Genomic DNA, 21,279 nt, shown 5'->3' with positions numbered 1-21,279 from the left:
GGCCACCGATGCACCTCAAGCAAGAGCGCCAAAGTCCCTGGGTTCCCGCTTTCGCGGGAACGACGGTGTGATCGCAACGACAGTTTTAGCGGGCTGTCCCGGCGTCCGCGTTAGCCGCTTAGCAGCCGTCGAGGCGACGATGAACGCGCCCGAGCTTGCGCAAATCGTTGCCAAAACCGTCACCCAGGCTGAACGCCGCCGTTCAAAACGGCATCGGCCGCGCGTGAAGAAAACCGCCGCGATTTAACGCTTTTCTACACCACGCCTAGCGCTGCGCCTGCACGCGCATCCAACAAGATGAAGCGTTGCTGTGCGGGAGCCTGAACCACGCATGCCGTGCAGGGAATCGTTCATTTGGCCGCGCCTACGGTGTGCGCCGTCCCGCCAGTGAGCGGGCCCCACAAGACAAGAACGAAGAGGAAGTCCCCATGAAGTCGATCCGTTTGGTTGGCCTGGCCCTGGTGCCGCTGCTCGCCGCCCCGCCGGTCTTTGCGCAGGAAGCCGTCAACGATTCCACGCCGCATGGCGTGGCCACCAACAGCACCACCGGCGGCGACGCTGACGCAGCGTTCAAGCGCTGGGCGGTGGTCGGCAGCGCCACGATGCTGCAGCCGTCTTCGCGTCCGCTGAAGGGCACCACCCTGGACGTCGATGGCGCCACCGCCCCGACGCTGAGCGCCAGCTTCTACGCCACCCCCAACATCGCCGTCGAGCTGTGGGGCGCCGCGGGCAAGTTCAAGCATGACGTCACCGACGACCAGGGCAAGATCGGCAGCGTCGAGCAGATGCCGCTCGCGCTGAGCGCGCAGTATCACTTCGGCACTCCGGACCAGGTGTTCCGTCCGTTCGTGGGCGTGGGCTACTACGAGTCCAACTTCAGCAACGAGAAGCTGGGCAGCGTCCCGGGCTCGCACGTGGGCATCGAAGACGCCAAGGGCGCCATCGGCACGGTCGGCGTGGACATGAACATCAACCCGACCTGGTTCGCCCGCTTCGACGCGCGTTACCTCGACGGTTCGCCGGACCTCACCGTCAACGGCAAGAGCAGCGGCGCGTCGCTGGATCTGAACCCGTGGACGGTCGGCTTCGGTATCGGCGCCCGCTTCTGATCCAAGGCGTCGGTGACATCGCGACCGACAAGGCGGCGGCCCTCAGGGGCCGCCGCTTTTTTTATGGGTTTAGACAAGGTGTCGTCCCAGTAAACGCGCGTCGCCACCAGCCGCGCCCTTCCGGTCTGAAGCCCCACGACGAATCGATCGGGACTTGATTCGAAACGAAGCCTTGTACCCGACGCGCGAGGCAGCGGCCCGCCGGACCGCAGCGCCTCCAAAGCCAAGAAACCCTCACAGCCCGCAGTCCGTCGCTCGGGAGAAGAACCTCGATGTGCGCGAAGTCCCTGGTACTCACCGCGCCTTCGCGCAAGCGTGGTCAGCATCCTGCGGCAACGAACCATCTGGAGAACCCCATGCCCACCCTGCGCCTGCGCGTGACCGGCGATGACGCGTCCACCCTGCAGCTGACCGATGCGCTCGAGTCGATCGAAGGCATCGAGCATATCGAGGAGATCGAGGACCTGATGCCGCACGGCGACGACGACGACTCCAGCTCGGCCGGCCTGAGCGACGACATGGCAGGTAGCTACTCGGTGATCGAGGTCGAGGCGCCCAACGACGAGGGCGTGCGCCGCGTGCGCGAGGTCGCCGAGCGCGTGGCCTTCGTCACCGGCGCGGTGATCGAGGTCCTCAACGAAGAAGACGAGCCGTACTGAATCCGGCCCTGACGGCGCCGCCGCGCTGCGCTACCCTTTGCGCCTTCATTTTTCGCGCCAGGTGCGCCATGCCCTCCTTCGACGTCGTCTCCGAGGTCAATTCCCACGAACTGACCAATGCGGTGGATCAGGCCAACCGCGAACTGTCCAACCGCTTCGACTTCAAGGGCGTGGACGCCAAGTTCGTGTTGGAAGACAACACGATCAACCAGTCGGCGCCGAGCGATTTCCAGCTCAAGCAGATGGACATCCTGCGCGCGCGCCTGATCGCCCGCGGCATCGACGCGCGCTGCCTGGAGTTCGGCGAGGTGGAGACCAACCTGGCCGGCGCGCGCCAGAAGATCACCGTCAAGCAGGGCATCGAGCAGAAGCTGGCCAAGCAGATCGCGGCCAAGATCAAGGAATCCAAGATCAAGGTCGACACCCAGATCAACGGCGACAAGCTGCGCGTCAACGGCAAGAAGCGCGACGACCTGCAGGAGACCATCGCGCTGCTGAAGCAGCACGAGTTCGAGCAGCCGCTGCAGTTCGACAACTTCCGCGACTAGCCCGCCACGCATGTCCGAGCAGCACGCCGCCCTGCACGACCCGCTCGCCGACACCCGCCGTTGGCTAGAGCGCGCGGTGATCGGGCTGAACCTGTGCCCGTTCGCCAAGGCCGTGTACGTCAAGCAGCAGGTGCGCATGGTGCTCAGCGACGCCACCACGCCCGAGGCGCTGCTGGAGCAGCTGATGGAAGAGCTGGTGCTGCTGCGGGAGACCCCGGCCGAGCTCATCGACACCACGCTGATCGTGCACCCGGACGTGCTGACCGACTTCCTGGACTACAACGACTTCCTCGACAACGCCGACATGGCCGTCGAGCAGCTGGACCTTCAGGGGATCCTGCAGGTGGCCAGCTTCCACCCGGATTACCAGTTCGCCGGCGCCGCGCCGGACGATGTGTCCAACTACACCAACCGCTCCCCCTGGCCAACGCTGCACCTGCTGCGCGAGGACAGCGTCGAGCGCGCCGTGGCGGCCTTCCCCGATCCGGACGTGATCGTGGAGCGCAACATCGCCACCCTCGACGAACTCGGCGTGGAAGGCTGGCGGCGCCTGCTGGACGACTGAGCGCATCGCGGAACGCACACGCCCCGCAGATGCGGGGGCGAGGACACTGTGGCGCCATCGCCACCGGAACACCGCCATGTCGCTGACACCGCCGATCACGCCCTGGAACCCCGCGCCGCTGGCCGGCCGCGTGGTGATGATCTCCGGCGGTGCGCAGGGCATCGGGCGCGGGATCGCGCAGGCCGTGCTGGGCGCCGGCGGGCGCGTGGCGATCGGCGACCTGGATGCCGACGCGGGCAAGGCCTGCCTGGCCGAATGGGCGCGCGGGGAGGACGCCTTCTTCAAGCGCCTGGACGTGGCGAGCGAGCGCAGCGTGGCCGCCTTCGTCGCCGCGGCCCTGAAGCGTTTCGGCCGCCTGGACGGGCTGGTCAACAACGCCGGCCCGCCCGATCCGCACGTGCCGCCGCTGGACACGCTGGACCTGGCGCAATGGAACCGGCGCCTGGCCAGCCTGCACGGCGCCTTCCTGTGCAGCCGGCATGCGCTGCCGGCGCTGCGCGCCCACGGCGAGGGCGCCATCGTCAATATCGCCTCGACCCGCGCGCACCAGTCCGAGCCGCACAGCGAGGCCTACGCCGCCGCCAAGGGCGGGCTGGTCGCCTTCACCCATGCGCTGGCCCTGAGTGAGGGCCCGCGGGTGCGGGTCAACGCGATCAGCCCGGGCTGGATCGCCACCGAGGCCTGGCGCGGCCCCTCACGCCGACGCACGCCCAAGCTTTCCAAGGCCGATCACGTCCAGCACCCGGCCGGGCGCGTCGGCACGCCGGAAGACATCGGCGCGCTGGCCGTGCAGCTGCTGGCGCCGACGCTGTCCGGCTTCGTCACCGGACAGGAGTTCATCGTCGACGGCGGGATGACGCGCAAGATGCAGTACGCCTGAAGCGGCGCGGCGCCTGCGTCAGGCGGCGGCTTCCAGTTCGGCGATCCGCGCTTCCACGGCTGCGATCTCTTCCTGCAGCTGCGCCAGGCGCGTGCGCAGCTGCGGCAGCTCCAGGTCCTCGACCGGCTTGGCCGCGGGCTTGGGACGCTTCTTGGCGTCGCGCACGCGCTTGGCGGCCTCCTTGAGCTCCTGCGCGCCGCCCTGCGCGGCGGCCTGCTGCTCCTGCGCCGGCAAGGTAGCGACCACGGCGGCGGCGTTGATCGACAGCTCGCCCGCGCGTACCGCGGCGATGACCTCGGGCGTGGCCTGCTTCTGGATCTTCTCGATCGCCGCGACCTGTCTGTTGCTGAGCTTGGCGGCGCGGGCCAGTTCCTCGCGCGTGGGCAGCATCGCCGAGGTCACCACCGGCGCGGCGGAGGCCGGCGCGCTGGTGTCCCACGGCGGAGCCCCGGCATCGCCTTCGCCGGCGGGCTCCGGCGCCGCCGGCGCGGGCGCGGCCTGGCGCGAGCGTTCGAGCAGGATGTCGCGCCGGCGCAGCGCCAGCACGCCGCGCTGGAAATCCGACACGCTGCGCCGGCCCAGGTGCTGGTCGATCATCCACAGATGCACGTCTTCCATCGAAGTGAAGCGCGTGTTCTGCACGGTGTTGAACGGCAGCCCGTGCTTCTGGCAGATGCCGTAGCGGTTGTGGCCATCGACCAGTACATCGCCCCACAGCACCAGCGCGTCGCGGCAGCCTTCGGCCAGCAGGCTCTGCTCCAGCGCGGCGTACTCGTCGGGCGTGAGCGGATCGATGTAGGCCTTGAGGTCTTCTCTGACGACGATGTTCATGGACTGCCGGGTGTGCGAGGGGGCGGCATTGTAGGCAGCCGCGGCGCGCACGTCGCCCTTGCATTTGCACGCGTCCTGGCGTGCGTCCTCGCGGGTTGCGTCAGCGGCCGGCCAGACGCGCCTCCAGCAGGCGCTGCGCATCGGTGAGCGAGGCCACGATGCGATGGCCACGCGCGCGCAAGGCCTCGTCCGGCATCACCAGATCGGGCACCTGGATCACCGTCATGCCCGCGGCCAGCGCGGCGGTCACGCCGGCCGGCGAATCCTCCAGCGCCAGGCAGCGCGCGGGATCGGCGCCCAGGCGCTGTGCGGCGAGCAGATAGATGTCCGGGGCCGGCTTGGGCCGGCTGACGTCGTTGCCGGCGGTGACCGCATCGAAGTAGTCCAGCAGCCCGGCGTTCTCCAGCTTGCGCGGCGCCAGCGGCCGGCGTGTGGAGGTCGCCACGCCGCGCGGAATGCCCTGCTGCTGCAGCCACTGCAGCAGCGCCACGATGCCGGGGCGCAGCGGCACGCCGACATCGACTTCCTCGTGGTACAGCACGTTGCAGCGCGCCAGCAGCGCTTCGATCTGGGCGTCGTCCAGGCGCTCGCGCAGGATCGCCTCGCAGGCGGCGGTGCTGTGCCCGACCATGCGCAACCAGTAGTCGTCCTCGATCTCGAAGCCCGCCTCGCACGCCGCGCGGCTCCAGCAGCGCAGCGAGGCGCGCTCGCTGTCGAGCATCAGCCCGTCCATGTCGAAGATCACCGCCTCGGGCAGGAAGGACAGTGCGGCGACGTCGGCCTTCATGCCTGGGCTCCAGTGAACAGGGTGGCGAGGTCGGCCGCGTCCAGCGCGCGCCACTGGCCCTCGGGAAGATCGCCCAGCGCCAGCCCGCCGATGCGGCTGCGGTGCAGCGTCTCGACGTGGTTGCCGACCGCGGCGAACATGCGCCGCACCTGGTGGTAGCGGCCTTCGTGCAGGGTCAGGCGCACCTGGCGCGGGGCGATGACGTCCAATTCGGCCGGCAGCAGCGGCTTGGGGTCGGATTCCAGCAGCAGCGTGCCGCTGGCGAAGGTCTGCGCCTCATCGCCGCGCAGATCCCGCGCCAGCGTGGCCTCGTAGACCTTCGGCAGCTGCGCCTTGGGCGAGATGATCCGGTGCAGCAGGCCGCCGTCGTCGGTGAGCAGCAACAGGCCGCTGGTCTGGCGGTCCAGGCGCCCGACCGTGGACAGCACCGGATCGCGCTGGCGCCAGCGCGCGGGCAACAGGTCGTAGACCAGGCGCCCGGCGTCCTTGGTCGAACAGGTGTAGCCGACCGGCTTGTGCAACAGCACGCACAGGCCCGGCGCGGGATCGAGCGGTTCCCCGTCGATGCGGATCGCGTCGTGGTCGACCGGATCGTCGGTGTAGAGCACCTCGCCGGCCGCATCGGTGACGCGGCCTTCGCGGAACAGGGCCTGCACCTGCTTGCGGCTGCCGTAGCCGAGGTTGGCGATATGGCGCACGATCTTCATGCGCGCGCCCCGGTGGCGGCGATGACCTTGAAGCCCGCGCTCTCGGCGGCCACGCGCACTTGTTCGAAGCGCGCCTCCAGCACGGCTTCGTAAGGCAGATGCCGGTTGGCGACCAGCCAGAGCTGGCCGTCGCGGTTCAGCGAGGACGCCGCGACCTCGATGAAGCGCCGGCCGATGTCCGGCCGCTCGCCGCGCGCCAGCGCATGGAACGGCGGATTGCTGACGATGACGTCGTACTTCTTCGGCAGGCCGGCGGCCACGTCGTGCCAGTGGAAGCCCAGGGCCACGCGCTGGGCGTGCGACACCAGGTTCTGCTCGGCCAGCGCCAGCGCGCGCTGCTCGGCCTCGAACAGATCCAGCGCAGTGATGCCCGCACAGCGCGTCAGCAGCGCATCGGCCAGGAAGCCCCAGCCGGCGCCCAGATCGGCCGCGCTGCCGCGCAGGTTGGCCGGCAGCGCATCGGCCAGCAGCTGCGAGGCCGGATCGATCCGGTCCCAGGCGAACACGCCCGGGCGGCTGCGGAACCGCCCGCCGAGGATCGGCCGGATCCGGTCCAGCGGCTGCCATTCGGCCAGCAGTGCCGCATCGTGCGAGCCATCCAGTGGCGGGCTCCAGAACACGCGGCAATGGTGCTTGGCCAGCGAGCCGCCCAGCCCGGTCAACCGCGCCAGATCCTTCTCCACCGACTTGGCGCCCTCGTCGTTGGCTACGCTCGCCACCACCCGCCCGCCGGGCGCGCAGCGCAGCACCGCCTGCGCCAGCAGCGCGCGCGTTTCTTCCTTCTGGCGCGGGGGCAGGAGCAGCACCAGCGGTGCCGGTACGACGGGCGCGTCTTCGGCCTCGACCTCGAACCCGTCGCGTTGCAGCGCGTCGAACACCGGCTTGAAGGTCTGCGTACACCGCAGCGCCAGCCCAAGGCCGCGCAAGGCCGCGCCGGGGCGCGCGCGCAGGAAGAGGGTCTGGCCGGCTTGGCCGGCGAGGCGGTTCGCGCTCAGGCCGTGCGCGAGGGCCTCGAGAGGAAGATCGGATATCGCCAAGGGGAGAGAACGCATAAGCGCGACGGGAGCCCCATTTTAGATCGAATGCACGCCATGGAGCCCGAGGTGACGGGGTGCCTCAGGGTTGTGCCCGCTAAGCACTCGATGGCGGCGCCGGCTCGGCTGTCCGGATCCATCGCACTCCAGCGCAAGGCGTGCCCTTTATCCCAAGACTCACGCGAGGCGTCGATACAGGGGCGACGAACACGCCAGGGCCGCGCTTGAGCTTGCAACTGGCCCGGTGCTACCTTCCCGGCCACATCGCGAATGTCTAAGGATGGAGCATGAAGATCAAAGCAAGCACGCTGACCTCTGCCGTTGCCCTGCTGTGCGCCATTGCGCCATCGGCCATGGCGCAACAGGTCACCATCTTCGATCTGGCAGATACCAACAAGGATGGTTTTGTCGACAAGGCCGAGGACGAAGCGGCCAATCTGAAGAGCTTCAAACGCTATGACACCGACGGCGACGGCCGGCTGTCCCAGGCGGAGATGGCCGCGAAGTTCCAGGGCCTGCCCGCTTCCGAGGTCGCCCGCGGCGTGAATGCCAACCTATCGCTGATGGATACCGACAAGGACGGCGCCATCTCCTGGGACGAGTTCAATCGCTGGTACTCGGCCAACATGTTCGATGGGCTGGACCAGGACCACGATGGCCGCCTGTCAAAAAGCGAGTTCATTCTCAACGAGAACGCACCCTGAGGCAGCAAGGCCTTGGACCGCTCGCAAAAAGAGCCCCATGCGGGGCTCTTTGTTCTTGAATGGTCGCAAGCGCTAGTGACGCGTGGGCGTATCCTTGGCCTTGCCTTTTCCGTCCCAGTTACCAGGCTGCCTGCCGATGGGACACACGGCCTCGTAGGCTAAGAAGCCTTTCCAATCGTCATTGGTCCAGGGGCGCGGCTGGAACCACCCGAAGCTGACCGGACACTTGGTATTGCCCGGATGTGGAACTGGACACCAAGGCAGGAAGTGGATCAGGAGCGCACCGCCGCCGGTGAAGGGATACGTCGGATTCCAGGCGGTGTTGCCCCAGTTGCCGTTGCGCTTCCAGCCTTCGGTACAGAACACGAACGGATCGTCCTGACGCGAATCCTTGCGGTAACCGATCGAGTTCTGCGCACGCGCCTGGCACGCCAACAGGATCAACAGCAACAGTGTCCAATGCAGCTTCATGCTCCACCTCCATGTCCGGAAACAGCCTCGCAGCCGGCGACCGCAGCCTGAGGGATGTCGGTCCGGGGCTCAGGACGGGATCTTACCAACTGTCCCGACCCTGGCAATGACAGCAATCCGGCGCGCGAGAGGCCCGAGATGGTTCAAATTGAAGCAATGTGACGCTATCGACGTTTGACCAAGCTCACACTTCGCAAAAGGCGGCCTAGGCTCACTGGAGCCTATCTCAGGGAATCGCCGCCTATCTGCTCCTGACCTTCCGATCCCCCAGCAGCGCGCTGATCACGATGCTGGCACCGAGCACGGCGCCGATGAAGAACAGGATCAGGGCGATGGTGGGATAGCCGAACAGCGTGCTGGCGGTGGGGATGCGCATCATCAGCGCCGAGGCCAGGATCAGGGCGGCGGTGACCACGCCGGCGGCCACGCGGTTGGCGATCTTCTGCAGGCTCTCCATCAGGTGCGATTCCTCCAGCCCGGAGATGCGCACCTGCATCTTGTTCTCCGAAAGCAGGCCCAGGATGTCCGACACGCGGCGCGGGCCCTCGCGGGCCAGCGTCTGCAGGTCCATCAGCTCGCTGGCCATGTTGGGCGAGGAGAACGACTGGCGCAGGCGGGCGCGCATGACGTGCTGCAGATGGCCTTCGACCACGGCCTTGGCATCCAGCTCGGGCGACAGCGCGCGGCACACCGTGTCCAGGTTCAGCAGGGCCTTGCCCAGCATCGACAGCTCCGGCGGCGTGCGCAGCCCGCAGGCCATCGCGATGCGCACCAGGTCCAGCACCACGCGGCCTTCGGAGCTGGTGGCGCTGTGCGCGGAGTAGCGGCTGATCAGCTGGCCGATCTCGCGGTTGAAGCGCTCGCCGTCGAAGTCCTCCAGCTGCGTGCCCAGGGCCAGCATTTCGCGCGCGACCTGCTCGCCGCGCCCGTCGACCGCGGCGAACAGCAGCTTGAGCAGGGTCTCGCGCTGGCCCGGCGGCACGTTGGCGACCATGCCCAGGTCGAAGATCGCCAGCCGATTGTCCGGGGTGACGCGCAGGTTGCCCGGATGCGGGTCGGCGTGGATCTCGCCGTAGACGAAGATCTGGTCGATGTAGCCGCGCAGCAGCGCCGCCGACAGCGGCAGCATCGAATGCTCGGTGCGGCGCAGGGGCGAGATCTGGTCCACGCGCACGCCCTGCACCAGTTCCATGGTCAGCACGCGGCGGCGGGTCAGGTCCCATACCGGGCGCGGCACCAGCAGCTCCGGGTGATCCTTCAGGTGGGTGGCGAAGCGCTCCAGGTTCTCCGCTTCGGCCACATAGTCCAGCTCGGCCACCAGGGTGCGGCCGAATTCCTCCAGCCAGTCGGAGAAGCGCAGGTTGCGGCCGACCTTGGTCAGCCGGTCGGCCGCGCCGGCGATCGAGCGCAGCATCGACAGGTCCGACAGCAGGCGCTGGGCCACACCGGGCTTCTGCACCTTCACCGCCACCACCGTGCCGTCGCGCAGCACGGCGCGGTGCACCTGCGCCAGTGAGGCGGTGCCCAGCGGCTCGGGATCGAAGTCCTCGAAGATCTTGCTCAGGCGCACGCCCAGCTCGGCCTCCAGCGCCAGGCGGATCTGCTCGGCCGGCACCGGCGAGACGTCCTCTTGCATGCGCTCCAGCGCCACTGCGTAGGCCGGCGGCACGATGTCCGGGCGCGTGGACAGCATCTGGCCCAACTTGATGAAGGTCGGGCCCAGCGCCTCGAGGTCGCGGCTGAACTCGTCCGGCGTGCCGTCGTCGACGGTGGCGGCCTGCAGCAGCGAGTCCTGCGAGAAGCCGGAGAACACACCGGAACGGCGGTACCGGAACAGGAACTTCATGATCTGCTTGCGCCGCTCCATCGCGCCCTCGCTGTGCGGGGCGGCGGACGGATCGCCGGGAGCGGACGCGGATGGTTCGGTCATGCGGGCCAGGCCTTGAGACAGGTCCGCGATTGTGTGAAGACGGCAGTCGGTGCAGGGTGAACGGGCGGCGGCGCCGCGCTGCGGGAGCATCACCTCGCAGCCTGCCTGTAGAGCGGAGCTTGTGGCAATCCCCTCTTGGGGACTCCGCTGCTCTTGGATCGGCTGGTGGGAAAGCCCCAGCGGAGCAAGCTCCGCTCTACAGGGGAGCGGCCCTACCCCTGCAGCTCGCGCAGCGTCACCGACGGCGGGGCGTCGAGCACCTTGCGCGTAGCGATCAGGCCGGCGATCAGCGCGGCCAGCATGCCCAGCGCGCCGCCGACCACGGCCAGCGTCCAGTTCGGCTGCCACGGCAGGTCGAACACCCGCACCGCGACCACCCCGGACAGCACCGAGGCGGCGATGGCCGCCACCAGGCCGGAGAGCAGGCCGATGGCGGCGAACTCGGAGGCCTGCGCGGCGCGCAGCTGGCGCCGGCTGCCGCCGAGCACACGCATCACCCCGCCCTCGAGCAGGCGCTCGTCCTGGCTGGCGCTGACCGCGGCCATCAGCACCAGCAGGCCGGCCGCCAGCGAGAACCAGAACACCACCTGCACCACCGTGCTGACCTGGTCGGCGGTACTGCGCACCTGGGTCAGCACCTGGTCGATGTCGATCACCGACAGGTTGGGAAAGGCCTGCACCAGCTGCGCGGTGAAGCGCGGGTGGTCGGGCGGCACGCGCACGGCGGTGATGTGGCTGGCCGCGTAGTCCTGCAGCACGCCGGGCGAGACCAGCACGAAGAAGTTGGGCTTGAAGCTCTCCCAGTCCACCTTGCGCAGGCTGGTGATCCTGCCTTGCAACGTCTGACCGGCGATATCGAAGCTGACCGTGTCGCCGAGCTTCCAGCCCAGCTGCTCGGCGAAGCCCTCCTCGACCGACAGCTCGGTGCCCGACGTCGGCGCCGCGCCCCAGAACCGGCCGGCGGTCACCTTGTTGTCCTCGCGCAGCGTGGCCGCGGTGGAGAGATTGAACTCGCGTTCGGCGCGGCGGCGTGCCTCCTCGTCGGCATAGCGGGCGCCGCTGGTCGCCTCGCCGTTATGGGTCATCAGGCGGCCGCGCACCATCGGGAACAGCGTCGGCGCGCCCAGGCCCTGGCGGGCGATGAACTCGGACACCGACGGCACCTGGTCGTCCTGCACGTTGATGATGAAGCGGTTGGGCGCGTCGGCCTGCAGCGCCACCTGCCAGCGGTTGAGCAGGTCGGTGCGCACGAAGGTCAGCAGCAGCAGGGCCATCAGCCCCAGGCCCAGGGCGGCGATCTGCGCGATGCTGGTACCGGCGCGGCGGCTGACGTTGGCCAGGCCGTAGCGCAGTGCGCCGCGCAGGCGGCGACGCAGGCGGCGCACGGCCAGGATCAGCAGCAGCGCCAGCCCGGCCAGCACCGCCAGCGTGGCGGCGATGCCGGCCAGCATGGCCAGGCCCAGCGTGGCCGATCCGGCCTGCCACCACAGCAGCGCGCCCAGGCCGATCAGGCCGGCCAGCCCGACCAGCCAGGCGCTGGGTTCGGTCGGGTCCAGGTCGCGACGCAGCACGCGCAGCGCCGGCACCCGGCGCAGCGCCAGCACCGGCGGCGCGCCGAAGGCCAGCAGCACGACCAGGCCGACGCCGTAGCCGCGCAGCACCGGCAGCCAGCCCGCCGGCGGGATCGCCACCTTCAAGGCCTGCGCCAGCCAGCCGCCGATGGCCCACTGCAGGGCGAAGGCGATGGCCACGCCGACGGTGCAGGCGATCAGCCCCAGCAGGACCAGTTCGCCCACATGGATGCCGACCAGGCGCGACTGCTGCGCGCCCAGGCAGCGCATGACCGCCACACCGGACAGATGCCGCTCGCTGTGCCGGCGCGCGGCCATCGCCACGGCCACCGCCGCCAGGATCACCGAGACCAGCGCGGCCAGGCCGAGGAAGCGGCTGGCGCGATCCAGCGCCGAGCGCACTTCCGGGCGCGCGTCCTGGATGGTCTCCAGGCGCTGGCCGCGGCCCAGCGCCTCACGCGCGGTCGCGGTGAAGCGCTCCACCGCGCCGGCGTCGCCGGCCACCACCAGCCGGTAGCCGATGCGGCTGCCCAGCTGCACCAGCCCGGTGGCGGGCAGGTCGTCGGCATTGAGGAAGACCTTGGGCGCGACGTTGAAGTAATCCAGCGCGGCATCGGGCTCCTGGGTCACCAGCGCGACCAGCGTCAGCGTCGCATCGCCCAGGCTGACGCGATCGCCAAGCTTCGCACCCAGCGTGTCGGCACCGGCGCGGGTCATCCACAGCGTGCCGCGCGCGGGGATGCCGCGGGCCGCGTGTTCGCCGGGCATGGCCGCATCGACCAGGGTGAAGCTGCCGCGCAGCGGAAAGCCCGCGCCCAGCGCGCGCAGATCGCCCAGCCGCAGCTGCGCGTCCTCGCCCTGCCCGACGCGGATCATGGTGTTGAGCTCGGTGGTCTGCGCGCTGCGCAGGCCGCTGGCCTTGGCCGCCTCCAGGATCGTGCCGCCGATGGGCGCATCGCCGCGCACCACCACATCGCCGCCGAGCAGGCGGTTGGCCTCGATCGCCAGCGCGCGCCCGGCGCGGTCGGTGACGAAGCCCACCGAACTCACCGCCACCACCGCCAGCACCAGCGCGGCCAGCAGGATGCGGATCTCGCCCGCGACCAGGTCGCGCCGCAGCTGGCGCCAGGCCAGGCGCAAGGTGTTCATGCGCCGGCCACCAGCACGCCGTTGTCCAGGCGCAGCACGCGCGTGCAGCGCGCGGCCAGCGCCTCATCGTGGGTGACCAGCACCAGCGTGGTGCCGGCCTGGGCGTTGAGCGCGAACAGCAGTTCCTCGATGGCATGACCGGTGCGCTGGTCCAGGTTGCCGGTGGGCTCGTCGGCGAACAGCAGCGCCGGCCGGGTCACGAAGGCGCGCGCCAGCGCCACGCGCTGCTGCTCGCCGCCGGACAACTGGCGCGGGTAGTGGCCCAGGCGGCCGGACAGGCCGACCTCGTCCAGGATGCGTTCGGCCGGGGCCTGCGGATCGGCATCGCCGCGCAGCTCCAGCGGCAGCATCACGTTCTCCAGCGCGGTCAGCGAGGGCAGCAGCTGGAAGTTCTGGAACACGAAGCCCACCTTCTCCCCGCGCACCTTCGCCCGCCCGTCCTCGTCCAGCGCCGAGAGCACCGCCCCGTCCAGCGTGACCGTGCCGCTGCTGGGCACATCCAGCCCGGCCAGCAGCGAGAGCAGCGTGCTCTTGCCCGAGCCCGAGGCACCGACGATGGCCACGGTATCGCCGGGGGCGATCTCGAAGGACACAGCGTCGAGGATGGTCAGCGTGCTGCCGGGCAGTCGAACCTGCTTGCCCAGCGCCTGGACCTGCAGCACCGGCATGCGCCGGGAAGTGAGGGAGGTGTCAGCGTGCGGCAAGGCGGCGTCGGCCATGATGAGAAAGTCTTCGGGAACGGGAAAGATGACGATGCCTTCAGCTTATGCGGCCATCGCGCGCGCCATGCAATGGGCGCTGGCGCTGTGCGTGCTGACATTCATGCCACCTGCGTTGGCCCAAACGCCTGCCGGCGGCAAGACCGTGCTGGTGATGGGCGACTCGCTCTCGGCCGGCTACGGCCTGGGCCCGCGCGAGGGCTGGGTGCCGCTGACCGCGGTCAAGCTCAGCCGCGAGGCGCCCGGCTGGACGCTGGTCAACGCCAGCGTCAGCGGCGAGACCAGCGCCGGCGGCGCGGCGCGCATCGGCGCCCAGCTGCAGCGGGTCAAGCCGGCGGTGGTGGTGATCGAACTGGGCGCCAACGATGGCCTGCGCGGCCTGCCGCTGGCGCAGACCAAGGCCAATCTGGACAAGATGATCCGGGCCTCGCAGGGCGCCGGGGCCAAGGTGCTGGTGCTGGGCATGCGCATGCCGCCCAACCTGGGCCGCGACTACACGCAGGGGTTCGCCGACACGTTCAGTGCGCTGGCTAAACAATACAAGACGGCCTTCGTGCCGTTCTTCCTCGAGCCCATCGCCAGCGATCGGGCCAACTTCCAGCCCGACAACCTGCACCCCACCGCGGCCGCGCAGCCGGCGATCCGCGACCACGTCTGGCCGGCGCTGGCGCCGCTGCTGAAGTAAGGTTCGCCCGTGCCGGATCCCCGCACGGGGCTGCGCCGCTGCAGCGCCCCTGGGACCGTCTTCGCATTTCTCCAATGCCCGCTTCATGCCTGGGAAACATCGCCCCACCCATGATCGGACCGACTTCCCCAGCGGAGCGTTCCCATGTTGCGTGCCCTGTTTGTCGGTGGCGTCGTGGACAACAGCGAAATGGATCTGGACGGCCCACAGCCGCCGGTCCACTACCCCGAGAACGGCCATACCGGCCATCCCCGCTACCGCCTGCACTTGGTCGGCAAGCACGCCCCGGACGACGCGGTGGTCTACGCGGTCTACGGCGCGCCTGACCTGCCCAGCGAGGAAGTCCAGCGGGTCGCCGAGGAGCGCGGCTACGCGAGGCGCTTCGAGGCCTCGCCACAGCCGGTCGAGTAAGCCCGCGTTCCGCGGCGGGCCCTGCCCGCCCGGATTCGCCAGGGCCGGCGCGACTCAGGAGGTGCCCAGCGGCACGACCTTGCGCACCTGGTCCAGCCATACGTATTGCGCATGCGCGGGATGGTCGATGTCGTCCAGGCGCAGCAGCGCGTTGTTGCCCTCGTTGCCGTCATAGTCGCGGAACAGCTGCACGGTGGGCCGCACGGTCACGGTGCCGCGCAGCTCGCGCCCGTCATCCAGGGTCAGCACGACCCTGGCTTCGGAGGGGAGTTCGGTGATCAGGGTTTCCAGACGTGCGATTTCGATCGGATCGGTGTGCACGCGATCGGCGAGCTGGCTCATGCGCGGGGTCTTGTCGAGGGAAAGACCGCGATGCTGGCGAACGGCCCCGTAACGGCGCGTCGAGGCCTGCGGCACGCATCGGACTTTTCCTACACGGCGACGGGGCGCCGCCCGAGTGTGGACAACTCCGTCACGGATCACGCTGGCCTCCGGCATCCCCCGGTGCCATGAGGTGACCCCATGCAGCGTCTCCTGCTCACCGTCGCCGCGCGCGAACAGGGCTGGCAGCTCTACGAAGGCGACCAAGGCCGCCAGTTCTTCGAGGATCGCGAGGAGGCGCTGCACACCGCCGCGCTGATCGCCGCCACCCTGCACCAGCGCCACGGCATCCGCAGTGGGGTGGTGATGGACATGGCCGGCTGCGAGGCGGTGCTGGTGTCGCGGCACGGGTAGGGACGGCGGGTTCCCAGCGCTTGATGCAGAAGGCGTCGGCGCTACCCCACGATCCCCGACAGCTGCCGCAGGGCCTGCTCGAAGGTGTCCACCGGCTGGCCGCCCTGCAGCAGGTGCTGCTGGTTGAACACCAGCGAGGGCACCGCGCTGATGCCGGCCTGGCGCCAGTGCGCCTCGTCCTGGCGCACGGCCTGGGCATAGCGGTCGCTGCCCAGCACCGCGCGGGCCTCGTCGGCCGGCAGTCCGGCCTGCGCGACGATCTCGGCGAGCACCGCGTGATCGGACACGTCCAGGCCCTCGGTGAAGTACGCCGTCAGCAGTGCCTGCTTGAGCCGCAGCTGCGCCTGGGCGTCGTCCCGTTCGCCGGCCCAGTGCAGCAGCCGGTGCGCATCGAAGGTGTTGAAGCTGCGCGTGCGCTTGTCCAGGTCGAAGACGAAGCCCAGCTCGGCCCCGCGCGCACGGATCGCCTCACTGTTGGCCCTGTACTGCTCGGCGCTCATGCCGTACTTGCGCATCAGCCGCTGCTGCAGGTCCTCGCCGCCGGGCGCCAGGTCCGGGTCCAGTTCGAACGGCTGGAAATGCAGGTCCAGCTGCAGCCCCTCGATGCGCTGGGCGGCGGTCAGCAGCGAGGCCAGGCCGATGGCGCACCACGGGCAGACCACGTCGGAAACGAAATCCACGCGCACCGGGCGGCCGATGCTGTCGGGAACCGCGCTCATGCCCTTCTCCTGTGCCAAGTCAGATGCGCATTGCAGCGCGCCGCGGCGTGCGCCTCAACGGCGCCGGTGGGACGGACCGTCGCCTCAGCCCTTGGGCAGGGATTGCCTGATCTTGCCGATGTCCGCCCAGGGATCGGCCTTGAGGCGCGCGGCGCGCTGCAGCGCCTTGTCCAGGGTGAACTGGCCCGGCGAGGTGATCCGACCCAGGTCCTCCCAGCGCAGTGGCACGGCCACCGTGGCGTGCTCGCGGGCGCGCAACGACCAGCTGCACACGCTGGTGTTGCCGCGCCCGTTGCGCAGCCAGTCGATGAAGATCCGCCCCTCGCGCTTGGCCTTGCTCATCGTGGCGATGTACAGCGTCGGCCGGTGCTGGGCCATCGCATTGGCGAAGGCCTCGCAGAAGGCCTTGGCCGTGTCCCAGTCCGGCCCTGGCGTGATCGGCACCACCACGTGCAGCCCCTTGCCGCCGGACAGGCGCACGAAGCTCTCCAGCCCGGCCTGGCGCAGGTTCTCGCGCACCTCGCGCGCGGCGTCCTTGGTCGCCGCCCAGGACACGCCCGGCCCGGGATCGAGGTCGAACACCAGCCGGTCCGGCCGCTCCGGCGCGGCCACGGTCGAGCCCCAGGGATGCAGCTCCAGCGTGTTCATCTGCACCAGCGCCAGCACGCCCTCCACGTCCTCGACGTAGAGGTAGTCCTCCTTGCCGCTCTTCTGCCGCAGCGGAATCGCGTGCACGCCCGGGCCGAGCGCGGCGGCGTGATGCTTCTGGAAGAAGCACTGCCCGCCGGCGCCATCCGGGCAGCGCAGCAGCGACAGGGGCCGGCCCGCCAGTTCGGGCAGCAGCAGCGGTGCGATGCGCCGGTAGTAGTCGGCGACCTGGCCCTTGGTGATGCCGTCGGCCGGGTACACGACGCGCTCGGGATGGGTGATCGTCACCGCCCGCTCCGGCGCGGCGGCGTCCTGCTTGATGTCCACCATCGACTTGTCCTCGCGCAGTCGCAGGAAGGCGGCCTGGCGCAACAGGCCCTCCTTGCCCCAGCCGCGATAGGCCACCTCGGCCACCAGCTGCGGCCTGACCCAGTGCACGGAGCGCGCGTTGAACGGCACGTGCGCCGGCAGCGCCACGGCGGCCTTGTCGGTGTGCAGGGGCTTGAGGGTCTTCAGCAGCGCGGTCAGCGTCGCGTCGTCGAAGCCGGTGCCGACGCGGCCCACGTACTGCAGCGCCCCGTCCTTCAGACGCGCCAGCAGCAGCGAGCCGAAGCCGGTGCGCGCACCCTTGGGCGGGGTGTAGCCGACGATGGCGAACTCGTCGGACTGCTCGTGCTTGGTCTTGATCCAGGTGCCGCTGCGCTGACCCACATACGGCGCATCGGCACGCTTGCTGACGATGCCTTCCAGCCCGGCCTTGCCACTGGCGGCGAAGACCTCCTGGCCATGGCCGATCACATGCTCGCTGTAAGCGATCAGGCCGGGCTTGGGGCCGATCAGCGTCTTGAGCAGCGCCTTGCGCTCGGCCAGCGGCGCGCGGCTGATGTCGACGCCGGCCACGCCGGGCAGGTCGAACACCAGATAGCGCAGCGGCGCCTTGGAAGTGCCCTCGATGCTGCGCTGCAGGGCGGCGAAATCGCTGCGGCCCTGTTCGTCGATCACCACCAGCTCGCCATCCAGGCGCGCGTCGTCCACCGGCAGCGCGCGCACGGCCTCGACCACCTCGGGAAAGGTGGCGTTCCAGTCCAGGCCGTTGCGCGAGCGCAGCCGCACCTGGCCATCGACCAGGTCGGCCAGCAGCCGGTAGCCGTCCCACTTGATCTCGTGCAGCCAGTCCTCGCCGGCCGGCGGCTGCGCGCGCAGCGTGCACAGCTGCGCGGCGAAGCCGGCCGGATACGGCGCATCGCGTGCGCCTTCCAGGGCCAGCGCGCGCCGGCGCACATCGGCGCCGCGCTTGCTCGCGGCACGCGGCGCGGCCTTGCCGGGTCGCGCGGCCTTGGCACGCGCCTTCGATCGCGCTGGAACGTCCGGCTTGGACGCGGCGCCATCGACCAGGTCGTCGGCCTCCGCATCGGCCGCGAACGCGTCGTCGCGCTTGATCAGCAGCCATTGCTTCTGCCGGCCTTTCATCTGCGTGCGCACCAGCTTCCAGGCGCCGCCGAGCTTGTCGCCGCTGAGCACGAAGTCCAGCTTGCCCGCCGCGATCGCCGCCAGCGGATCGCCCTCGCAGGCCCAGTGCCCGTGGTCGAACACGTCCACGTGACCGGCGCCGTAGTGGCCCTTGGGGATATCGCCCTCGAAGGTCGCGTAGTCCAACGGATGGTCTTCCACCTCCACCGCCAGGCGCTTCTCGCCCGGGCGCAGCGAAGGGCCCTTTGGCACGGCCCAGCTCTTGAGCACGCCGTCGGCCTCCAGACGGAAGTCGTAATGGCGCGAGGAGGCGTGATGCAGCTGCACCACGAAGATCGGCCGATGGCGCGCGACCTTGCCGTCGCCGCGCGGCTCGGGCGTCTGGTCGAAGCGGCGCTTGCGCGCGTACTCGTGCAGCGACATGTCAGATCACCTAGCCCGCCTTGCGTAGCGGTGCCTTCTTCGCCGGCTTCTTGGCCGACTTGGCGGGAGCCTTCTTGGCGGTCTTCTTGGCCGCCTTCTTCACCGCCTTGGTGGCCTTGGCCGGGCGCTTGGCGACCTGGTCGGTGGCGGTCTTCTTGGCCGGCGTGCGCTTGTTCTCGCCCAGCGACTTCTGCAGCAGGGCCATGAAGTCGACCACGTTGGTGGCATCGCCCTCGCGCTCGTGCTGCGCCGGCTCATCGACCTTCGCCGTGGCGCCCTTGGCCTGGATGCGCTCGGCGATGATGGCCTGCAGGCGCTCGCGGAACTCGTCGTGGTACTCGTCCGGTTTCCACTCCCCGCTCATGGACTGGATCAGCTTGCGCGCCATCTCCATTTCCTTGGGCGAGACGCGGTAGTCCCCGGCGTTGCCACTGGGCAGCTTGTAATCGTCCGGGGCGACCAGCTCCTGCGGATAGCGCAGCAGCATCAGCACCAGCGCGTCGCCCTGCGGCAGCACCGCGCACAGGTACTGGCGGGTGCGGATCACCACCCGCGCGATGCCGGCCTGGCCGGTGTCGCGCAGGGTCTCGCGCAGCAGCACATAGCCCTTCTCGGCCTTCTTGCCGGGCACCAGGATGTAGGGCTTCTCGTAATAACGCACGTCGATGTCGGCCGCGTCGACGAAGGTCTCCACCTCGACCGACTCATGGCCTTCCGGCGCGGCGGACTTGATGTCCTCCTGCTCGACCACGACGTAGTTGCCCTTGTCGTATTCGAAGGCCTTGACGATGTCCTTCCACGGCACTTCCTCGCCGGTCTCGGCGTTGACGCGCTCGAAGCGGATCGGCGACTTGTCGCGCGAATCGAGCATGCGGAAGTGCAGATCGACCTTGCGCTCGCCGGACATCAGCGACACCGGCACATTGAGCAGGCCGAAGGTCAGGGTGCCGCTCCAGATCGGTCGGGCCATGACGGGTCCTTCGCACGCGGCAGGCGCCGCAAGGCCCCCGAGTGTGCGAACTGCGCCCGTGGATGGATCGTGACGGGCCGGCGGCGACTCAGTCCGCGTCGGGCAGCGCGTAACTCAGGTCGTAGAAGTGCTGGCCGTGCTCGATGCGGATGGCCAGCGTGCCGGTGATGCCGGCCAGCGCGCCGGTGCCCGATCCGGGCGAGACCTGCACCTCCAGCTGCTGGCGCTCGCCCTGCATCACGCCGCGATGCACCAGCACGAAGCTGCCGGTCCTGCCGTCCAGCGTGCCGGTGACCCGCTCGATGGCCACGTACGAGGCCGAGGTCGGCACCGCGGCGCGCGCGGCCAGCATCTCGCCGACGCCGGTGCCGACCAGGTCGCCGCTGAAGCGCTTGTCCAGCGACAGGCGCGAGAGGCTGTTGCCATCGTCCGCCTCGGGGCCGATCCCGCCCTGGGGCTGCAGCTTGACCTCGAAGGTCCCGGTGGCGTGATGCATGGCAGGCTCCCGTGCGCAGGCGAATGACATCGATGCAAGGCGCCGAGTCTAGCCCAAGCCGCAGTCTTCCCTTCAGTGCCTGGTGGGAGCCGCCATGGCGGCGATGGGGCTCTACCGGTGGAAGCCCGAAATTTCGGGAACGCCACATCGCCGCCATTGGCAAAACAGGCCGCAAGGGTCCCACCCGTGGAGCGGAGCTTGCTCCGCTGGGGCCTTTCCCGCGAACCGAACGAAGAGCAGCGGAGCAAGCTCCGCTCTACAAGGAGGCTCCGACTCGATCTGGGAGACAGTTGCTCCCACCGAGCGCGGAAGGCGCGGCATAACGCCGGCCAAACGCGACGCGCGCGAGCCCCGGCGGCCGGCGCAACTTCAGGGGCACGGGCGTAGCATCGGCGCATCCCCCAAGGCGGGAGTTCCGTCATGAAGCGCTCTGCCCTCTTCGCCAGCGTGCTGCTGGCCGCCCTCAGCCTGCCGGCGCTGGCCGCGCAGTCCAACGTCACCGACCCGAACCTGCCCCGCGCCCTGCCCGCGCAGGGACCGGTATCGGTGTCCTGGACCGATCCGGCGCAGTTCACCGACATCCGCAACAGCCCCAACCGCTGGGAAGCCCAGCGCGGCACCTGGGTCACCGACCTGGCCGGCTATCTGCGCCAGGCCGCCGCCAAGCAGCTGCCGCCCGGGCAGACGCTGGATGTGCGCATCACCGACATCCATCGCGCCGGCGAGTACGAGCCCTGGCACGGGCCGTCGGCCGATCACATCCGCTTCCTCAAGGACATCTATCCGCCGCGCCTGAGCTTCGACTACACCCTGCACGACGCCAGCGGCAAGGTCGTCGACCAGGGTCAGGCCAAGCTGGTGGACCTGTCGTATCTGATGGGCGCCCGGCCGATGGACAGCGATCCGCTGCGTTACGAGAAGCGCATGATCGACCAGTGGACGCGACGCGAGCTGGGCCCGGACACGCGCGCGGCCGGCGCGCCGTGAAGGCCGCGGCGCGTGGGCAGGTACAGTTGAACCCTGCACGCACCGCCGCCATCTTCCAGCCTTCTCCTTGA

General features: G+C 69.7%; 23 protein-coding genes. 10 read left to right on the top strand and 13 right to left on the bottom strand.

The window, feature by feature from the left end:
• Positions 1-428: 428 nt before the first annotated feature.
• From QE438_RS17420 to QE438_RS17400, 5 genes are all read left to right on the top strand, one after another.
• A complete protein-coding gene (locus QE438_RS17420) occupies positions 429-1,109 on the top strand; it encodes an OmpW family outer membrane protein (RefSeq protein WP_130523799.1) in 681 nt (226 codons plus the stop codon).
• 356 nt (positions 1,110-1,465) lie between these two features.
• On the top strand, positions 1,466-1,768 hold the full coding sequence (locus QE438_RS17415) for a hypothetical protein (protein WP_130515096.1): 303 nt from the start codon (positions 1,466-1,468) through the stop codon (positions 1,766-1,768).
• Positions 1,769-1,836: 68 nt separating this feature from the next.
• On the top strand, positions 1,837-2,316 hold the full coding sequence (locus QE438_RS17410) for a YajQ family cyclic di-GMP-binding protein (protein WP_306993817.1): 480 nt from the start codon (positions 1,837-1,839) through the stop codon (positions 2,314-2,316).
• Between the two features lie 10 nt (positions 2,317-2,326).
• Entirely contained in the window at positions 2,327-2,881 is a 555-nt protein-coding gene (locus QE438_RS17405) for a DUF1415 domain-containing protein (protein WP_130536067.1), read from the top strand.
• 76 nt (positions 2,882-2,957) lie between these two features.
• Entirely contained in the window at positions 2,958-3,761 is an 804-nt protein-coding gene (locus QE438_RS17400) for an SDR family oxidoreductase (protein ID WP_306993820.1), read from the top strand.
• 18 nt (positions 3,762-3,779) lie between these two features.
• On the opposite strand, the gene QE438_RS17395 is transcribed toward QE438_RS17400, so the two are convergent.
• The 4 genes from QE438_RS17395 to QE438_RS17380 all read right to left on the bottom strand — a co-directional run bounded on the left by QE438_RS17395 (position 3,780) and on the right by QE438_RS17380 (position 7,138).
• A complete protein-coding gene (locus QE438_RS17395) occupies positions 3,780-4,592 on the bottom strand; it encodes a plasmid replication/partition related protein (protein WP_306993822.1) in 813 nt (270 codons plus the stop codon).
• Positions 4,593-4,692: 100 nt separating this feature from the next.
• Positions 4,693-5,379, bottom strand: coding sequence for an HAD family phosphatase (locus QE438_RS17390; RefSeq protein WP_306993824.1), 687 nt, complete (start codon positions 5,377-5,379; stop codon positions 4,693-4,695).
• Positions 5,376-6,086, bottom strand: a complete 711-nt coding sequence (locus QE438_RS17385; RefSeq protein ID WP_306993826.1) for a pseudouridine synthase — start codon at positions 6,084-6,086, stop codon at positions 5,376-5,378. Before QE438_RS17385 ends, QE438_RS17390 begins: the two co-directional genes overlap by 4 nt.
• On the bottom strand, positions 6,083-7,138 hold the full coding sequence (locus tag QE438_RS17380; protein WP_307184063.1) for a methyltransferase: 1,056 nt from the start codon (positions 7,136-7,138) through the stop codon (positions 6,083-6,085). Before QE438_RS17380 ends, QE438_RS17385 begins: the two co-directional genes overlap by 4 nt.
• A 269-nt stretch (positions 7,139-7,407) precedes the next feature.
• Here QE438_RS17380 and QE438_RS17375 point away from each other — a divergent pair, with 269 nt between their 5' ends.
• The gene (locus QE438_RS17375; protein ID WP_306993828.1) at positions 7,408-7,824 is read left to right on the top strand and encodes an EF-hand domain-containing protein; all 417 of its coding nucleotides are present in this window, start codon (positions 7,408-7,410) and stop codon (positions 7,822-7,824) included.
• Positions 7,825-7,896: 72 nt separating this feature from the next.
• Here QE438_RS17375 and QE438_RS17370 read toward each other — a convergent pair whose 3' ends face one another.
• From QE438_RS17370 to QE438_RS17355, 4 genes are all read right to left on the bottom strand, one after another.
• Positions 7,897-8,295: a hypothetical protein gene (locus tag QE438_RS17370; RefSeq protein WP_306993830.1), complete on the bottom strand. Its 399-nt coding sequence runs from the start codon at positions 8,293-8,295 to the stop codon at positions 7,897-7,899.
• Positions 8,296-8,536: 241 nt separating this feature from the next.
• Entirely contained in the window at positions 8,537-10,225 is a 1,689-nt protein-coding gene (locus QE438_RS17365) for an AarF/UbiB family protein (RefSeq protein WP_130530443.1), read from the bottom strand.
• Positions 10,226-10,437: 212 nt separating this feature from the next.
• The gene (locus tag QE438_RS17360) at positions 10,438-12,945 is read right to left on the bottom strand and encodes an FtsX-like permease family protein (RefSeq protein WP_307184064.1); all 2,508 of its coding nucleotides are present in this window, start codon (positions 12,943-12,945) and stop codon (positions 10,438-10,440) included.
• Positions 12,942-13,613, bottom strand: coding sequence for an ABC transporter ATP-binding protein (locus QE438_RS17355; protein ID WP_205954223.1), 672 nt, complete (start codon positions 13,611-13,613; stop codon positions 12,942-12,944). Before QE438_RS17355 ends, QE438_RS17360 begins: the two co-directional genes overlap by 4 nt.
• 85 nt (positions 13,614-13,698) lie before the next feature.
• Here QE438_RS17355 and QE438_RS17350 point away from each other — a divergent pair, with 85 nt between their 5' ends.
• Together QE438_RS17350 and QE438_RS17345 are read left to right on the top strand one after the other, a co-directional pair.
• Positions 13,699-14,349 (top strand): arylesterase, encoded by a 651-nt coding sequence (locus QE438_RS17350; RefSeq protein ID WP_130523812.1) that lies wholly within the window; start codon positions 13,699-13,701, stop codon positions 14,347-14,349.
• Positions 14,350-14,496: 147 nt separating this feature from the next.
• Positions 14,497-14,760 carry a hypothetical protein gene (locus QE438_RS17345; RefSeq protein WP_165394625.1) on the top strand — a complete coding sequence of 88 codons (264 nt, stop codon included), beginning with the start codon at positions 14,497-14,499 and terminating at the stop codon, positions 14,758-14,760.
• Between the two features lie 54 nt (positions 14,761-14,814).
• Here QE438_RS17345 and QE438_RS17340 read toward each other — a convergent pair whose 3' ends face one another.
• Positions 14,815-15,102 carry a DUF3247 family protein gene (locus tag QE438_RS17340; protein WP_130515065.1) on the bottom strand — a complete coding sequence of 96 codons (288 nt, stop codon included), beginning with the start codon at positions 15,100-15,102 and terminating at the stop codon, positions 14,815-14,817.
• Positions 15,103-15,282: 180 nt separating this feature from the next.
• On the opposite strand from QE438_RS17340, the gene QE438_RS17335 reads away from it, so the two are divergent.
• Positions 15,283-15,495 carry a hypothetical protein gene (locus QE438_RS17335; protein ID WP_130515063.1) on the top strand — a complete coding sequence of 71 codons (213 nt, stop codon included), beginning with the start codon at positions 15,283-15,285 and terminating at the stop codon, positions 15,493-15,495.
• Positions 15,496-15,536: 41 nt separating this feature from the next.
• On the opposite strand, the gene QE438_RS17330 is transcribed toward QE438_RS17335, so the two are convergent.
• The 4 genes from QE438_RS17330 to QE438_RS17315 all read right to left on the bottom strand — a co-directional run bounded on the left by QE438_RS17330 (position 15,537) and on the right by QE438_RS17315 (position 20,221).
• Positions 15,537-16,214 carry a DsbA family oxidoreductase gene (locus QE438_RS17330; protein WP_286576426.1) on the bottom strand — a complete coding sequence of 226 codons (678 nt, stop codon included), beginning with the start codon at positions 16,212-16,214 and terminating at the stop codon, positions 15,537-15,539.
• A gap of 84 nt (positions 16,215-16,298) precedes the next feature.
• Positions 16,299-18,755, bottom strand: coding sequence for a DNA ligase D (gene ligD, locus QE438_RS17325; RefSeq protein ID WP_306993836.1), 2,457 nt, complete (start codon positions 18,753-18,755; stop codon positions 16,299-16,301).
• 10 nt (positions 18,756-18,765) lie between these two features.
• A complete protein-coding gene (locus QE438_RS17320; RefSeq protein WP_131658629.1) occupies positions 18,766-19,725 on the bottom strand; it encodes a Ku protein in 960 nt (319 codons plus the stop codon).
• Between the two features lie 88 nt (positions 19,726-19,813).
• Complete coding sequence (locus QE438_RS17315) at positions 19,814-20,221, bottom strand: DUF3224 domain-containing protein (RefSeq protein ID WP_130523815.1); 408 nt, start codon at positions 20,219-20,221, stop codon at positions 19,814-19,816.
• Positions 20,222-20,641: 420 nt separating this feature from the next.
• On the opposite strand from QE438_RS17315, the gene QE438_RS17310 reads away from it, so the two are divergent.
• Positions 20,642-21,208, top strand: coding sequence for a DUF3016 domain-containing protein (locus QE438_RS17310; protein WP_130536054.1), 567 nt, complete (start codon positions 20,642-20,644; stop codon positions 21,206-21,208).
• Positions 21,209-21,279 lie beyond the last annotated feature (71 nt).

The sequence above is a fragment of the Pseudoxanthomonas sp. SORGH_AS_0997 genome (assembly GCF_031453535.1).
In the GTDB taxonomy this organism is placed as follows: Bacteria; Pseudomonadota; Gammaproteobacteria; order Xanthomonadales; family Xanthomonadaceae; genus Pseudoxanthomonas_A; species Pseudoxanthomonas_A winnipegensis.
The sequence above is the reverse complement of the archived record's forward strand: the minus strand, read 5'-3'. Positions and strand labels throughout refer to the sequence as shown.